Here is a 16201-nt window from a genome sequence, read left to right as displayed (position 1 = left end):
AGGTCTTTCCGTGCATCAGATGTTCCTCAACGGCACCGCCATGTCCGGCCAGAAGGACCATGGCTGCATCGCCGGTCTAGCGAGGCCTCTCGGTCCGGCCACCACTGCGCCGGACTTCCGGTTCTTCGCCGTTCGCGACGAGTTCCCCGGCCTGTTCCCCGTATCGAGTGGTGGGCTGCCGATCGTCGGCGAGCTCTACGAGATGTCCGACAGTCTCTTGTTCGACACGCTCCTACCGCAGGAGCCCAAGGAGCTCGAGCTCGGGACGATTCACCTCGCCTGCGGAACGGCCGTACGAGCAATGATCCTGCAGCCGAACCGGATCGCGACCGGCGACAAAGTCGTCGACATCGCCGACTTCGGCGGTTGGCGCGCCTACCAGTCCCATCTCGCGGCCAATGCCCGGGTTCATGACGTCCTCGGGCTGTGACCTCGCGGTCGCCGCAGAGCACGTCGTCGATCGACTCGACGCTCTGGCGGCGATCGGAGCCGATCCGGCCGGCGGGGTGACCCGGCTGGCCTACTCGCCAGAGGACGTTCATGCCCGCGAGACCGTGGCGAGGTGGATGGCCGAGGCTGGTCTGCAAGTCTGGATCGACCAGGCCACCAACCTGTTCGGTCGGCTGCCGGGCAGCGACCCCGGCGCCGGCGCCCTGCTGAGCGGCAGTCACCTCGACAGCGTGACCAGGGCCGGTGCGCTGGACGGTCCGGCCGGGGTGGTGGCCGCCCTCGCGGTGGCGCAGGCCCTGTGCGCATCGGGGACGACGCTGCGGCACGACCTGGTCGTGGTGGCGTTCAGCAACGAGGAAGGTACTCGTGGCACGCCCGGCATGGTCGGTTCGAAAGCGATGGCCGGGCTGCTCACACCCGAGGACCTGGCCCGGCCCGGTGACGGAGCCGTCACGCTCGCCGAGCGGATCCGTTCCGCGGGCGGTGATCCGCAGCGTATCGCCGACGCCAGGTGGTCACCGGACCGGATCGCCGGCTTCATCGAGTTGCACATCGAGCAGGGCCCGGTACTGCATTCGGAGGGCGCACGTATCGGGGTGGTCACCGAGGTCACCGGCCAGCTGAGTGTTGCCGTGACGATCACCGGCGAGGCCAACCATGCCGGCTCGACCCCGATGAACCATCGTCGCGACGCCGCGGTGGCCGCCGCGCGCGTGGTGCTCGCGGTGGAACGGCTGGCCACCGACGGCCACGTACGGGTCGCGACCACTGGCGTCCTCGGCCTCCGGACGGGAGCGCGCAACGTGGTTGCGGGGGAGGCGCTGCTCGGTGTCGACATCCGTGACGGCAGGGCCGAGCGGATTGCCGACGCGTACGCGCGCCTGGATCGGGAAGTGACCGACATCGCCCGCCGGACCCGCACGCTGATCACCCTGACACCCGGTACCTGTCAGAGCCCGGTCGCCACGGATCGGCGGCTCACGGAGCACATCATCGATGCAGCCGATGAACTGGAGGTGCCGTGGCTGGAGCTACCGAGCGGGGCGGGTCATGACGCCCAGGTCATGTCGGCGATAGCGCCGATGGCGATGGTGTTCGTCCCGAGCGTGGGGGGCGTCAGCCACTCGCCGGACGAGGCGACCGACCCGAGTGACCTGGTGCTCGGCGCGAATGTCCTGCTGCGCGCGCTCGTCGCGGCCGACGCTCAGCTCCCGTAGCCCACAGAGCCGATCAACGAACCGCCGATCCAGGCCAGGGTGGCCGCCCCGGCGCCGATGAGCACCGCGGGCGCGGCGGAGGCCGCGATCGCGCCGACCACGATGAAAGTGGCGAGCCCGACGATCAACGCCACCACCTTGTACAGCGGCCACGGGACACCGGCGATCGAGACCGTCGCGGCGCGCCGAGCGCCGAGGTCGCGGGCGTGTTCAGCCGTGGTCATGGTGTCGACGATAACCCTTATGCAAGTTTTCGGCCACCCGAAACACCGGATGTGGGGCGGCTGTTTCGGCTGGCTTGTCTGCGGGCTTCCGGTGGGCGTCGCCGGCCGGGCGGGAAATCCGGTTTCCGCTTGACCGCTGCTCAGTGGCACCATTGACCGGTGTCCACCGAGCTGAGCCGGCAGTACCGCCTCGATCCGGCCGACGAGCGCTCGCGCGAGGAGAAGATGGCTGCCGACGAGCGCTCGCGCGAGGAGAAGATGACTGCCGACGAGCGCTCGCCGCTGTGCGCGGCGGACATCGACGAGGCTGCGCGGCGAATCGCCGGCGTGGTCACCCAGACGCCCCTGCAGTTCAGCGACCGGTTGTCCGACATCACCGGTGCCCAGGTGTACCTGAAGCGCGAGGACCTGCAGGCCGTGCGGTCCTACAAGCTGCGCGGCGCCTACAACCTGCTCATGCAGCTCGGCGCCGAGGAGACCGCCGCCGGGGTGGTCTGCTCATCGGCCGGCAACCATGCGCAGGGGTTTGCGCTGGCATGCCGGTCGATGGGGATCCGGGGCAGGGTGTATGTCCCCGCCAAGACGCCGAAGCAGAAGCGCAGCCGGATTCGCTACCACGGCGGCGACTTCATCGACCTGATCGTCGGGGGCAAGACCTACGACATGGCCGCCCAGGCCGCGCTCGACGACGTGGCCCGCACCGGTGCAACTCTGGTTCCGCCCTACGACGACCTGCGCACGATGGCCGGTCAGGGCACCATCGCCGTTGAGATCCTCGAGCAGCTCGGCGGCGAACCCGACCTGGTGATCGTGCCGGTCGGTGGCGGCGGCTGCATCAGCGGCATGACAACCTATTTCGCCGAGCGCACCACCGCCACATCGGTGCTGGGCGCGGAGCCGGCGGGGGCGGCCTCGGTGGTGGCCGCGCTGGCCGGCGGCACACCCGTCACCCTCGACCACGTCGACCAGTTCGTCGACGGCGCGGCGGTCGCGCGGGTCGGCACCCTGCCGTTCGCGGTGTTGTCCGCCGCCGGTGACATGGTGTCGATGACCACCGTCGACGAAGGCGCGGTGTGCACCGCAATGCTCGACCTCTATCAGAACGAGGGCATCATCGCCGAACCGGCCGGCGCCCTGTCGGTGGCCGCGCTGCTCGACGCCGACATCGAACCGGGCTCGACGGTGGTCTGCCTGATCTCCGGCGGCAACAACGACGTGTCGCGCTACGGCGAGGTGCTCGAACGCTCCCTGGTACACCTGGGCCTCAAGCACTATTTCCTGGTGGACTTCCCGCAGGAGCCCGGCGCGCTGCGCCGTTTCCTCGATGACGTCCTCGGACCCAACGACGACATCACGTTGTTCGAGTACGTCAAGCGCAACAACCGCGAGACCGGAGAGGCCCTGGTCGGCATCGAACTGGCGTCTGCCTCCGATCTGGAGGGTCTGCTGGAGCGGATGCAGGCCTCGGAGTGCCACATCGAACTGCTCGAGCCGGGCTCGCCCACCTATCGCTATCTGACCTGACGCCGTGGGGCCAGGGCTACCAGCGGGTCAGCGTGACCGCAGCACCGCCACGGAGTGACCACCCAACCGGGTGATGTCGCCGGCGACATCCGGCTCGCCCCAGGCCAACACCACGTCACCGGAAGCCGGCACCTCGACGGTCTCGGTGCCGAGGTTGCAGACGATTGCGAAGCCGCCCCGGCGCATCAAGAACCAGCGGGCCGTTTCGTCGTAGTCGATCTGCAGATGATCCAGCCACGGGTCGGCCAGGTCGGGTTCGGTGTGGCGCAGCCGGATCAGATCCCGGTAGAACGCATACAGCCGGCCGTGCTCGCCGGTGGTGACCTCGTCCCACATCAGCTTCGAGCGTTCGAACGTCTGCGGGTCCTGCGGATCGGGGATCTCGTCGGCGTCCCATCCGTGGTCGGCGAACTCGCGCTTGCGCCCCTCGGCGGTGGCTCGGGCCAACTCCGGTTCGGGGTGGGAGCTGAAGAACAGGAACGGCGAACTGGAGGCCCACTCCTCGCCCATGAAAAGCATTGCCGTATACGGTGACCCGAGAGCCAGAGTCGCCTTGATCGCGAGCTGGCCCATGGCGAGGTTCTGTGATGGCCGATCGCCGATGGCCCGGTTGCCGACCTGGTCGTGGGTGAGGGTGTACGCCAACAACCGGGTGGCCGGGATCGTCGCGGTGTCGAGCGGGCGTCCGTGGCGGCGCTGCCGGAACGACGAGTACGTGCCGGCGTGAAAGTAGCCGTGGCGCAACGTCGTCGCCAGCGTCTCCAGCGTGCCGAAGTCGCCGTAGTAGCCCTGGCGCTCGCCCGAGACCGCGGTATGGATGGCGTGGTGGATGTCGTCATCCCACTGCGCGGTCATCCCCAGACCTCCGTGAGCGCGGGGGGTGATCAGCCGCGGATCGTTCATGTCGCTCTCGGCGACCAACGACAGGGGACGCCCGAGGTCGCTTGACAGCTCGTCGGTTTCGGCGGAGAGCTCTTCGAGAATGTGGTACGCGGTGGTGTCGACGAGGGCGTGGACGGCGTCGAGCCGCAGTCCGTCGGCGCCGAAGACGCGCATCCAGCGCCGTGCGCAGTCGAGGATGTAGCGGCGGACCTGGTCGGCGCCGGCGTCGGCGATGTTGATCGACTCGCCCCACGGATTGGATCCGCTCGACAGGTACGGCCCGAACTTGGGCAGGTAGTTGCCCGACGGTCCGAGGTGGTTGAACACCGCGTCGATGAGCACGCCGAGGCCGCGGGTGTGGCAGGCGTCGATGAATCTGACCAGTCCGTCGGGGCCGCCGTAGGGTTCGTGCACGGCGTACCACAGCACCCCGTCGTAGCCCCAGCCGTGGGTGCCGCCGAAGGCGTTGACCGGCATCACCTCCACGAAGTCGACGCCGAGGTCGACCAGGTGGTCGAGCTTGTCGATCGCGGAGTCGAAGGTCCCCGCCGGTGTGAAGGTTCCGATATGCAGTTCGTAGATGACGGCGCCCTCGATCGAGCGCCCCTGCCATCCGCCCGCGGCCTCGGCGCGGGGGCCGGGTTGCCACAACTGTGAGCGTTCGTGCACTCCGTCGGGCTGCCGGGGCGAGCGGGGGTCGGGCAGCACTGTGGGGTCATCGTCGAGGACGTAACCGTATCGCGCGTCCGCGGCGGCCTCGACGACCGCACGCCACCAACCCTTCTCGTCGCGCTCCATGGGGTGCAGGACACCCTCGACGTCCAGCCGCACCCGTTCGGGAATGGGTGCCCAGACGGCGAATTCGTGGTCGTTGCGGGTGTCGGGATCAGTCATCGCCATGCACCAGCAGAGCTACCGGAAGGTTGGCGAATAAGTCCTCGGCGCGCACCGTTCCGCTGTACGCGGCACCGCTGAGGCGGTCGGTCCAGGCGCCCGTGGGCAGCGTGACCGTGGTGTCGCCCCAGCCGTTGTCGGCCAGCCGCACCGTCCAGCGACTGACCGCGACGAGCACGTCATCGCCGCGCAGGAACGCCACCACATGGCCGGCGTTCTCACCGTCGGCGAGCACGGGACGATGCCCGCCGGCCAGGAACGTCTCGGGTCGCTCCCGCCGCAGCTGCAGCGCGGTCCGCACCACCCGGATCTTCGGATGTGCCAGCTGCCGCAGCGCCTCCCGGCGAGCGGCGTAGTCCACCGGGCGCCGGTTGTCGGGATCGACGAGGCTGTCCTCCCACAGCTCGGTGCCCTGATAGACATCGGGTACGCCGGGCGCGGTGAGCGCGATCAGCTTCTGGCCGAGTGCATCCGAACGAGCGTGCTGATCGATCCGGGCGACCAGCTCGGTCATCTCCGTCGCGATCGGGCCGTCGAAAACGGTGTCCAGCCAGGCGTGTACCGCAGATTCGAACCCGTCGTCGGGGTCGTTCCAGGCGGTATGCAACGCGGCTTCGCGGATCGCCTTCTCGGTGTAGGCGTGCAGTCGGTGGCGCAGCTCGTCGGTCACCGCGCCGTCGGTCGGCCACACCCCGAAGATGTTCTGCCACAGGAACAAAGCGGTCTGGGCATCGGGGCTGGGGTTGACTCGCTCCCACCCGCGGACCATTTCGGCCCACAACGAAGGAACCTGAGACAGCACGCCGATGCGGGCGCGTACGTCTTCCCCCCGCTTGGTGTCGTGGGTGCTAAGGGTGGTCATCGCCTGCGGCCACAGGGCCGCGCGTACGGCCGCCCGGCGATGGAACTCCGCGGTGCTGACGCCGAACTTGTCCGGTTCGCCGCCGACCTCGTTGAGCGAGACCAGGCGTGCGTCCCGATAGAACAGGCAGTCCTCCATGGACTTCGCCGTCGCCGCGCCGCAGAGCTGTTGCAGGCGGACCTCGACTTCGGGGCTACCGGCCAGCGCCGCGGCCAGCAGGGTCAACGGCTCGTCGAGATGGGGGTGGTCGACCGCGGTCGCGGCCAACGCGCCGGGAAGCACCGCCGACAGTGCGGGGTAGTCGGAGCGGTACACGCCCACGTGACTGAGCACGGCCGCCACCGCATCCGGCAGCAACGGGTGATCCCGACCGGTCGTCGCGACGGCGGTGCGGCACAGCCGCGCGAGTTCGCTGGCCAGCGTCGCGGTCACCGCCTGTACCTTCAGGCGGCGAGCGACGTCGGGCATGGCCGCGTAATCGCCGCCCGGCGACTCGACGAGTTCGGTCAACGCTTCCTCGCCGGACGGGTCGACGAACACGCCACCGGCTTCGCGCAGCGCGTCGTATCCGGTGGTGCCCTGGACCGGCAGGCTGAGGTCGAGTGCCTCGTCGACGGCCAGGATCTTCTCGATGACCAGCCACGCGTGCGGCCCGATCAGCTGTCGCAGCCAGACCAGATAGCCGGCCGGATCGGACAACCCGTCCGGATGGTCGATGCGGATGCCGTCGACCAGTTCCGCGGAGAACCAGCGTCCGACCTCGGTGTGCGTGGTGTCGAAGACCGCACGGTCCTCCTGACGGAGGCCGGCCAGCGACGTGATGGAGAAGAACCGGCGGTAACCGCAGACCCCGCTGCGCCAGCCGACCAGCCGGTAATGCTGGCGGTCGTGCACCTGCGCACCCGAGGCGCCGGCGTCGGCGGTGCCGGGGGCGATCGGGTAGGCGAGGTCGCCGAGACGCAGCTGATCTCCGTCGACGACGAGATCGTCGACGTCGTCATCGGAACCGAGTACGGGCAGGATGATCCGGCCGTCCGGGTCGAGATCCCAGTCGATGTCGAAGAACGATGCGTACTCCGACCGGCGACCGTGGGTCAGCAGATCCCACCACCACGCGTTCTGCCGGGGGACGTCGACACCGACGTGATTGGGCACGATGTCGACCACCAGACCCAGACCGGCCGCCCGCGCGGCCGCGGCCAGCCGGTGCAGACCTTCCGGCCCGCCGAGCTCCGCGGACACGGTGGTCGGGTCGGTGACGTCGTAGCCGTGTGTCGAGCCGTGCGCGGCGGTCAGGATGGGGGACAGGTACAGATGTGACACGCCCAGCTCGGCGAAGTAGTCGACGAGCTCCTCGGCGTCGGCGAAGGTGAACGCGTCGCCGCTGGCCGCGCCGCGCATCTGCAGCCGGTAGGTGGACAGCACAGCCATGGTCACGCCACCTTGCGCAGCACGAGCAGCGACCGGGGCTGCAGTGAAATCTTCTGCCCTGCAATGACGTCGAGGTCGGTATCGCCGGTGACGTGGCCGGTGTCCAGGGCGCCGACCCAACGCCGGGCGTAGTCGTGGTCCGGGGTCACGAAGTCCTGGGGCTCGTCGTGGGCGTTGAAGCACAGCAGGAAGGACTCGTCGACGACGCGCTCCCCGCGTTCGTCGGGCGCCGGAATCGCGTCGCCGTTGAGGAACACCGCGACGCACTCGTCCAGACCCGAGCCCCAGTCCTCGAGCTCCATCTCCTTGCCCGACCGGGTCAGCCACGCGATGTCGCGGACCTGATGGCCGCTGCGGATCGGCTTGCCCTCGAAGAAGCGCCGGCGCCGGAACACCGGATGGCTCTTGCGGAAACGGATCACCTTACGGGTGAACTCCAGCACATCGGCGTTGGTCTCACACAGCGCCCAGTCCATCCACGACAGCTCGGAGTCCTGGCAGTAGACGTTGTTGTTACCTGATTGGGTGCGACCGATCTCGTCGCCGTGCGAGATCATCGGAGTGCCCTGGGACAGCATCAGCGTGGCCATGATGTTGCGCATCTGCTGACGGCGCAACTCGTTGATCTGCGGGTCATCGGTGGGACCCTCGACGCCGCAGTTCCACGACCGGTTGTGACTCTCCCCGTCGCGGTTGTCCTCGCCGTTGGCCTGGTTGTGCTTCTCGTTGTAGGACACCAGGTCGTTGAGAGTGAAACCGTCGTGGCAGGTCACGAAGTTGATGCTGGCGCTCGGCCGGCGGCCGGTCGCCTCGTACAGATCCGACGACCCGGTCAGCCGGGAAGCGAACTCGCCCAGGGTTGCGGGTTCGCCCCGCCAGTAGTCGCGCACAGTGTCGCGATACTTCCCGTTCCACTCGGTCCACAAACCTGGGAAGTTGCCGACCTGGTAGCCGCCTTCTCCGACGTCCCACGGCTCGGCGATCAGCTTGACCTGGCTGAGCACCGGGTCCTGCTGGATGATGTCGAAGAACGCCGAGAGCCGGTCCACGTCGTAGAACTCGCGGGCCAGCGTCGAGGCCAGATCGAACCGGAATCCGTCGACGTGCATGTCGAGAACCCAGTACCGCAACGAGTCCATGATGAGCTGCAACGTGTGCGGATGACGGGCGTTGAGGCTGTTGCCGGTGCCGGTGAAATCCTTGTAGTAGCGGTTGTCCTCGTCGAGCAGTCGGTAGTACGCGGCGTTGTCGATGCCGCGGAAGTTGATGGTCGGGCCGAGGTGATTGCCCTCCGCGGTGTGGTTGTAGACCACGTCGAGGATGACCTCGATGCCCGCCTCGTGGAACGCACGGACCATTGCCTTGAACTCCGCCACCGCGCCACCGGCGCTGCGGGTCGCGGCGTACTCGCTGTGGGGGGCGAAGAACCCGAAGGTGTTGTAGCCCCAGTAGTTCCGCAGGCCGAGGTCCAGCAGCCGGTGATCGTGCATGAACTGATGCACCGGCATCAACTCGATCGCGGTGATGCTGAGCGACTTGAGGTGGTCGATGATCGCCGGATGCGCCAGGCCCGCGTACGTCCCGCGCAACTCGTCGGGAATGCCCGGATGACGCTGGGTCATGCCCTTGACGTGGGCTTCGTAGATCACCGTCTCGTGGTAGGGCGTGCGCGGTGGGCGATCGGACCCCCACTGGAAGAACGGGTTGATCACGACGGAGACCATGGTGTGGCCCAGCGAGTCCAGCTGCGGCGGGATCCCTCCGGTGGCCAGATCGTCGGCCTCCAGGTCGTAGGAGTACAGCGCCTGACCGAAGTGGAAGTCGCCGTCGAACGCCTTGCCATAGGGATCGAGCAGCAGCTTGCTGGGGTCGCAGCGATGCCCGGCGGCCGGATCCCACGGGCCGTGCACCCGATATCCGTACCGCTGTCCGGGCGTGACCGTCGGCAGGTAGCAGTGCCAGACGTAGCCGTCGACTTCCTCGAGTTCGATGCGCCGTTCGCCGCCGTCTCGTCCGATCAGGCACAGCTCGACACGCTCGGCGACTTCGGAGAACAGCGAGAAGTTGGTGCCCGCTCCGTCGTAGGTGGCGCCCAGCGGATACGAGGTGCCGGGCCACACCATCGGTAGCGACGCCGGCTCCGGCCCGGTCATCAGCCCTTCCACCAGCGGGTGGCCGCCGCGATCTGACGGCCCAGCTCACCGGTCATGGTGCGCATGTAGGTCGACGAGATGTGGTGAGCGTCGTGGTAGAGCAACACGTTTCCCTCCACCGCCCGGCAGTAGTCGGCACGGCACACCGCGTCGCTCATGTCGAGCGGAATCAGCGACGGGAAGCGCGCGGTGTAGTCCAATGTCGGATTGGAGTCCGAGAGTACTTCGGATCGCTCGATACCGCAGGAAATGGCGTCACCGCCGCCGGCCAGACAGTCCACCGGGAGGAACGGTTCGCCGTCACGGACCATCCACGGTGTGTCCCGCATCGCCAGGACAGGGATTCCGTTGTCGTCGAACGTTTCCCAGATGCCCAGGTACCCCGACGGCATCACGTCGCCCGGCTTGATGTTCCACGGCCGCGTCGACGTGGTGAACACGTAGTCGGGCCGGTCGGCCACGATCCTGGGCAGCACCCGCTCGTTCCACGTGCGGCACTTGGGGTAGGGGTCGTTGTTTCCCATCACCCGCGGGGTTTCGTCAGTGGTCAGCGGGCAGCCCATCTTGAGATAGGTGACGACCTTGAAGTGGTGCATCCGTCCCAGAAGATCCAGCGCGGTGATCCAGTGCTCGGCATGTGAGCCACCCGCCAGCGCGATGGTGCGGGTCGCGGTGCGGTCACCGTAGGTGCAGTTGATGACGGTGACGTTGTCGAAGTCGCTGATGCAACCGTCGACGGTGGTCTGCGGGATGTCGTCGTCGGCTTCCAGGACGGTCGGGCGCATCGGTAGCTTGGGCACCTTGGCCTGGTCCACGAGGGCGCGGGCGCCGGGATAGTCGCGCGCCGACAGCCCGGACAGCTCTTTGCCGTTGGCGCGCAGCACCATCACGTGCTCGCGCCAGGTGAACGACGTCGCGGTCAGCGCCACCCCGAGCAGTGCCACCGTCGAGCCCAGCACGATGGTCGGCCTGCGCAGCCGCGACCGCAGCGGCACCGCCGTGGTCGGCGCAGCCGGTGCCGACTTGCGTGCCCGTAACGGCTCCTCGACATATCGGGTGGTCAGCCATGCCAGTAGGGCCGAGACGGCCAGTACGGCCGCGCCTTCGAGGAAGTTGACCCGCGAGCCGCCCGCGTAGGCCAGGTAGAAGATCAGCAGCGGCCAGTGCCACAGGTACAGCGAGTAGGCCATCGAGCCCAGCGTCATGAACGGTTTGGCGGCCAGCAGCCGGTTGGGTGCGGGGATCCGGCCGGCGGTGTGCGGATCGGCGTGCCGGTTGGCCGCCGAGAGGATGAACAGCAGCGTGGCGCCGACCGGGACCAGCGCCCACGGACCGGGGAACTCGTGAACCCCGTCGATCAGCGCGCCGCAGGACAGGATCGCGCCGAGGGCGACGACGGCCATCACGGTGCGCAGCCACATCGGGCAGCGCACGTGCGGCACCACGGCGCCCACCAGTGCACCCAGCAGCAGTTCCCACGCGCGGGCGAAGCTGTTGTAGTAGGCGGTGGCCTGGTCGGTGTTGTGCGCGATGATCGCGTAGACGAACGACGCGACGGTCAGCCCGGTCAACAGCACGACGAACGCCGCGCGCGCGTGCCTGCCGAGCAGGCGGCGGAACGCGAACGCAGCGAGCAGGACCAGCGCCAGGAACGCGATGTAGAACTGGCCCTGCACCGACATCGACCAGATGTGCTGCAGCGGGCTGACCGACTCGCCGGCCCGCAGGTAGTCCGACGCGGTGCGCGCCAGTTCCCAGTTCTGGTAATAGCCCAGGCTGGCCAGGCTCTGGTCGGCGAACGTCTCCCACCGGGTCTCGGGCTGGATCAGGATGGTCAGCACGGCCGACGCGGCCAGCACCACCACCAGCGCCGGCAGCAGGCGGCGGATCAGCCGGGTCACCTCCGGGCCCGGGCGCAGGGAGACTCCAGGGGTCAGCGCTCCGCGCAGCAACCGTCCCCCGAAGAAGAACCCGGACAGCACCAGGAAGACGTCGACACCGCCCGAGACGCGACCGAACCACACGTGGAACACGGCGACCAGCGCGATCGCGACGCCGCGCAGACCGTCCAGATCGTGCCGGTAGAACCCGGACGTGCGGGTGCCCATGCCGGGAACCGACGCATTCGCGGCAGTCCGGACTGAGCCCGGGGCGGTGCGGGACACCGGCCGGGCGGGGGCGAGGGTCATCATGATCGGGGGCTAATCTACCGAAGGTGAGTGCGTTGACGCCCATCGAGATCAGCGCCATCGACGCCGCTCACATCTGGCATCCGTACAGCCCCATCGGTCCCGGGACGCTCGAGCCGTTGGTGGCGCTGGCCGCCCGCGGTTCCCGTCTGACGCTGGCCTATCAGGGCGCGCAGGTCGAGGTGCTGGATGCGATGGCGTCCTGGTGGACGGCGGTGCACGGGCACGGTCACCCGGTGCTCGACGACGCCATCACCCGCCAGCTGGGGCGGATGAACCATGTGATGTTCGGCGGGTTGACCCACGAGCCGGCGGCGCGGTTGGCCCAGCTGTTGGTCGACGTCACCCCGCCGGGTCTGGAAACCGTGTTCTTCAGCGACTCGGGTTCGGTGTCGGTCGAAGTGGCGGTCAAGATGGCGCTGCAGTACTGGCGCAGCAGCGGCCGTGCCGCCAAGAGCAGGCTGATGACCTGGCGCGGCGGCTACCACGGCGACACTTTCACGCCGATGAGCGTGTGCGACCCCGACGGCGGCATGCACCAGCTGTGGCGGGGTGCGCATTCGCTGCTGGCCGAGCAGCTGTTCGCTCCGGCGGTTCCGCCCGACTACGACCCCGCGTACAGCGCGGCGTTCGCCGCCCAGGTCGCCGAGCACGCCGATGAACTCGCCGCGGTGATCGTCGAACCCGTCGTCCAGGGCGCCGGTGGCATGCGTTTCCACGATCCCCGCTACCTGACCGACCTTCGCAACATCTGCGACGAGCACGAGGTGTTGCTGATCTTCGACGAGATCGCGACCGGTTTCGGCCGGACCGGCGAACTGTTCGCAGCCGACCACGCCGGTGTCAGCCCCGACATCATGTGCGTGGGTAAAGCGCTGACCGGGGGATACCTCACCCTGGCCGCGACGCTGTGCACCCGGGATGTGGCCTCGACCATCAGCGACCACGAACCGGGTGCGCTGATGCACGGCCCGACGTTCATGGCCAACGCGCTGGCCTGCGCGGTGTCGGTGGCCTCGGTCGAACTCCTGCTGTCCGGCGACTGGCGCGCCCGGGTGCGCACGATCGAGGCCGATCTGTGTGACGGACTGGCGCCGGCCCGGGCGTTGCCCAACGTGGTCGACGTGCGGGTGCTCGGCGCGATCGGGGTGATCGAGACCGACCGGCCCGTCGACCTACGGGTCGCGACGCCGGTGGCTGTCGAGAACGGCGTGTGGCTGCGGCCGTTCCGCAATCTCATCTACGTGATGCCGCCGTATATCTGTACGCCGGTCGAGATCGGTGAGATCACCTCGGCGATGATCGCCGTGGCCCGTGCTCTAACCTGAACGGTGTTCAATACCGGGCACCATCGCGAGGAGCACGCATGACAGGCGTCGGGGCCGACCCGCTGGCCTGGCTGGCCGAGGTGGCCGACCGGCGCCGCGCCGAAGGTCTGCGCCGCAGCCTGCGCGCGCGCCCGCCCGTGGGCGCCGAGGTGGACCTGGCCTCCAACGATTACCTGGGGTTGTCGCAGCACCCCGACGTCATCGAGGGCGGAGTCACCGCACTGCGCACGTGGGGTGCCGGGTCGACCGGGTCGCGCTTGGTCACCGGGAACACCGAGCTGCACGAAGCCTTCGAGCGGGAACTCGCCGGATTCGTCGGCGCCGCATCAGCCCTGGTGTTCTCCTCGGGCTACACCGCCAACCTCGGCGCCGTGGTCGCGCTGTCCGGCCCGGGATCGCTGGTGGTCTCCGACGCGCTTACGCACGCCTCGCTGGTCGACGCCTGCCGCCTGTCGCGCGCCCGCGTGGTCGTCACCGGGCACAACGACGTCGGCGCCGTCGAGGCCGCGTTGGCCGCCCGCGACGAGGACCGCGCCGTCGTGGTCACCGACTCGGTGTTCTCGGCCGACGGCACGCTCGCACCGATCCGGGCGCTGCATGACGTGTGCCGCCGGCACGGGGCGCTGCTGCTCGTCGATGAGGCGCACGGTCTGGGTGTGCGCGGCGACGGCGGGCGCGGCCTGCTGCACGAGGTCGGCCTGGCCGGCGCGCCCGATGTCGTGATGACCACGACGCTGTCCAAGGCGTTGGGCAGTCAGGGTGGAGTGGTGCTCGCGCCGACGGCGGTGCGTGAGCACCTCATCGACGCGGCGCGGCCGTTCATCTTCGACACCGGCTTGGCGCCCGCGGCCGTCGGCGCCGCCCTGGCCGCGCTCGAGGTGCTCCAGGCAGAACCGGGGCGAGCGCAGCGCGTGCTCGACCGCGCGGCCGACCTGGCCGCGATGTGCGGGGTCGCCGAGACGCCACCGTCGGCGGTGGTGTCGGTGATCCTGGGCGAGCCCGAGGTCGCGGTCGCCGCAACCGCGGCCTGCCTGGAACGCGGTGTTCGCGTCGGATGCTTCCGGCCGCCCACCGTCCCGGCGGGAACGTCGCGCCTGCGGCTGACGGCGCGGGCATCGCTGACCGACGACGAGATGGCTCAGGCGCGCCAGGCCTTCACCGAGGTGCTGGCCCCGACGTGAGCGTCCTCATCGTCACCGGAACCGACACCGGCGTCGGAAAGACGGTCGCCACCGCCGCGCTGGCCTGCCACGCGCGGCTGGCCGGCATCGACGTCGCGGTGTGCAAGCCGGTGCAGACCGGGACCGCTGACGGCGATGACGACCTGGCCGAGGTGGGACGACTGTCCGGGGTGGCCGAACTCCACGCACTGGCCCGATTCCCGGAGCCGCTTGCGCCGCTGGCCGCCGCCGGGCGGGTCGGGGCCGAACTTCCGGCTCGCCGTGAGCTCACCGACCTGGCGATCGCAGCCGACCGGCCGGGCCGGCTGACGCTGGTCGAAGGGGCGGGGGGGCTGCTCGTCGAGATCGGCGCCGACGGGGCGACGCTGCGCGACGTCGCCGCAGAGTTGGGCGCCCCGGTCCTCGTGGTCGTGGCCGCGGGGCTGGGCACCCTCAACCACACCGCCCTGACCCTCGAGGCGCTGCGGTCGGCGGGACTGGCCTGCGCCGGCGTAGTGATCGGCGCGTGGCCGGCCGACCCCGGACCGGCCGAAGTCGACAACCGCGGCGCACTGGCCCGCCAGGCGCCCGTCCGGGCGGTCCTGCCCGCCGGTGCCGGGGCGATGACGCCCGAGCAGTTCGCGGCGGTCAGCGCGGCGGCCTTCGACACCGCGTGGGTCCAGACGCTGGTCGGCTGATGGTCCACTCCGTGGAGTTGCTGTTCGACGCGGACACCGACGCCGCGGTTCGCCAGGTGTGGTCCGACCTCGCCGAGGCCGGGATCCGCAGCCTCGCCGGGCACCGGTCGCCGACCAACCGCCCGCACGTGACGCTGACCGTAGCCGAGCACCTCGACGACACCGTCGATTCAGCGCTGCGCCCGGTGCTCGACCGGCTACCGCTGCCGTGCGTCATCGGCGCGCCGATGCTGTTCGGGGCCGGCCGGGCGGTCACGCTGGTACGCCTGGTGGTGCCGTCGGCACCGCTGTTGGACCTGCACGCCGAGACACATCGACTGACCGTTCCGCACATGCCGAAAGGGCCGCTCCCACATGCCGATCCGGGGCATTGGACCCCGCATGTGACGCTGGCCCGGCGGGTGCCTGCCGACCGGCTGGGCACCGCCGTCGGGCTGCCCCGGGTGAACCGTGACATCCGCGGCACGGCCGTGGCGCTGCGCCACTGGGACGGCGATGCCAAGGTCGTCCACCCGATCGGGTGAGGTCAGCTCCGTGTCCGGCTGTGCGCGGCGATGCCGTCCACCAACAGTTGCAACCCGAAAGTGAAACGCGCCGTGGGATTTTCGGTCCACACCGGCTGCGTGACATCGGCCCCCGCGGCGTCCCACTGCAGCCGCGACTGTTCGTCGGCGGTGAACCCCAGGACGTAGTAGACCACCGTCCGAGCGGCCAGCTCGGCGTTGCCGGAGCCCACGCCGGCCTCGACCGCGGCGGCACCGAGCACCGTCAGCAGATGGTCCATGGCCGCCGACTGGCCGGCAGCGAAGCTGGCCGACACCAACTCCGCGCCGTCGGTGTGCGACAGCAGCGCATCGCGAAGGCGGTGGCACAGGGCTGCGATCCGCTCGTGCCAACTGCCGGTCACGTCGTCGAAGCCCGGCAGCAGATGGTCGGCGACGGCGCCGAGCAACTGCTGCTTGTTGGCGAAGTGCCAGTACAGAGCGCCGGGGGAGACCGCGAGCTCGCGCGCCAACCGCCGCATGGTCAGGTCGGCCATTCCGTACGCGTCCAGCAGCGAGGTCGCCGCCGCGACCACGTCGCGTTTGTGGAGCTGCACGCCGGTAGCCTAACCTGAACGGTGTTCAACTGTCGGTTCGACCGACGTGTTCAACTGTCGGTTCGACCGACGTGTTCAACTGTCGGTTCG

Annotated in this window: 13 protein-coding genes; 7 read left to right on the top strand and 6 right to left on the bottom strand. The window is 69.3% G+C overall.

What is annotated here, in order from left to right:
• The first annotated feature begins 19 nt into the window (after positions 1 to 19).
• Entirely contained in the window at positions 20 to 430 is a 411-nt protein-coding gene (locus tag G6N31_RS07760) for an allophanate hydrolase-related protein (RefSeq protein WP_098001337.1), read from the top strand.
• On the top strand, positions 411 to 1667 hold the full coding sequence (locus G6N31_RS07755; protein WP_163722095.1) for a Zn-dependent hydrolase: 1257 nt from the start codon (positions 411 to 413) through the stop codon (positions 1665 to 1667). Before G6N31_RS07760 ends, G6N31_RS07755 begins: the two co-directional genes overlap by 20 nt.
• On the opposite strand, the gene G6N31_RS07750 is transcribed toward G6N31_RS07755, so the two are convergent.
• Positions 1655 to 1891 carry a hypothetical protein gene (locus G6N31_RS07750; protein ID WP_098001341.1) on the bottom strand — a complete coding sequence of 79 codons (237 nt, stop codon included), beginning with the start codon at positions 1889 to 1891 and terminating at the stop codon, positions 1655 to 1657. The genes G6N31_RS07755 and G6N31_RS07750 overlap by 13 nt on opposite strands.
• A 258-nt stretch (positions 1892 to 2149) precedes the next feature.
• On the opposite strand from G6N31_RS07750, the gene ilvA reads away from it, so the two are divergent.
• A complete protein-coding gene (gene ilvA / locus G6N31_RS07745) occupies positions 2150 to 3415 on the top strand; it encodes a threonine ammonia-lyase IlvA (protein ID WP_420090102.1) in 1266 nt (421 codons plus the stop codon).
• A 27-nt stretch (positions 3416 to 3442) separates the two neighbouring features.
• Here the strand turns inward: ilvA and treZ are convergent, their stop codons facing one another.
• The 4 genes from treZ to sucT are packed head-to-tail and all read right to left on the bottom strand — an operon-like array spanning position 3443 to position 11829.
• Positions 3443 to 5191 (bottom strand): malto-oligosyltrehalose trehalohydrolase, encoded by a 1749-nt coding sequence (treZ, locus tag G6N31_RS07740; RefSeq protein ID WP_098001493.1) that lies wholly within the window; start codon positions 5189 to 5191, stop codon positions 3443 to 3445.
• Entirely contained in the window at positions 5184 to 7484 is a 2301-nt protein-coding gene (treY, locus tag G6N31_RS07735; RefSeq protein WP_098001343.1) for a malto-oligosyltrehalose synthase, read from the bottom strand. Before treY ends, treZ begins: the two co-directional genes overlap by 8 nt.
• Before the next feature lie 2 nt (positions 7485 to 7486).
• The gene (glgX, locus tag G6N31_RS07730; RefSeq protein WP_098001495.1) at positions 7487 to 9637 is read right to left on the bottom strand and encodes a glycogen debranching protein GlgX; all 2151 of its coding nucleotides are present in this window, start codon (positions 9635 to 9637) and stop codon (positions 7487 to 7489) included.
• A complete protein-coding gene (gene sucT / locus G6N31_RS07725) occupies positions 9637 to 11829 on the bottom strand; it encodes an acetyltransferase SucT (RefSeq protein WP_163722093.1) in 2193 nt (730 codons plus the stop codon). The genes glgX and sucT overlap by 1 nt, the downstream gene beginning before the upstream one ends.
• 23 nt (positions 11830 to 11852) lie before the next feature.
• Between sucT and G6N31_RS07720 the strand changes: the two genes are divergently transcribed.
• From G6N31_RS07720 to G6N31_RS07705, 4 genes are read left to right on the top strand one after another with little or no spacing between them, the layout of a single operon-like run.
• On the top strand, positions 11853 to 13154 hold the full coding sequence (locus G6N31_RS07720; protein ID WP_098001345.1) for an adenosylmethionine--8-amino-7-oxononanoate transaminase: 1302 nt from the start codon (positions 11853 to 11855) through the stop codon (positions 13152 to 13154).
• 38 nt (positions 13155 to 13192) lie between these two features.
• Entirely contained in the window at positions 13193 to 14335 is a 1143-nt protein-coding gene (locus tag G6N31_RS07715) for an 8-amino-7-oxononanoate synthase (RefSeq protein WP_098001347.1), read from the top strand.
• The gene (gene bioD / locus G6N31_RS07710) at positions 14332 to 15012 is read left to right on the top strand and encodes a dethiobiotin synthase (protein ID WP_098001349.1); all 681 of its coding nucleotides are present in this window, start codon (positions 14332 to 14334) and stop codon (positions 15010 to 15012) included. Before G6N31_RS07715 ends, bioD begins: the two co-directional genes overlap by 4 nt.
• On the top strand, positions 15012 to 15536 hold the full coding sequence (locus tag G6N31_RS07705; protein ID WP_098001351.1) for a 2'-5' RNA ligase family protein: 525 nt from the start codon (positions 15012 to 15014) through the stop codon (positions 15534 to 15536). Before bioD ends, G6N31_RS07705 begins: the two co-directional genes overlap by 1 nt.
• A gap of 2 nt (positions 15537 to 15538) precedes the next feature.
• Here G6N31_RS07705 and G6N31_RS07700 read toward each other — a convergent pair whose 3' ends face one another.
• Entirely contained in the window at positions 15539 to 16111 is a 573-nt protein-coding gene (locus G6N31_RS07700) for a TetR/AcrR family transcriptional regulator C-terminal domain-containing protein (protein WP_098001353.1), read from the bottom strand.
• Positions 16112 to 16201: the final 90 nt, after the last annotated feature.

The organism is Mycolicibacterium duvalii (assembly GCF_010726645.1).
GTDB lineage: Bacteria > Actinomycetota > Actinomycetes > Mycobacteriales > Mycobacteriaceae > Mycobacterium > Mycobacterium duvalii.
This window is presented reverse-complemented; position numbering and strand designations above follow the sequence as displayed.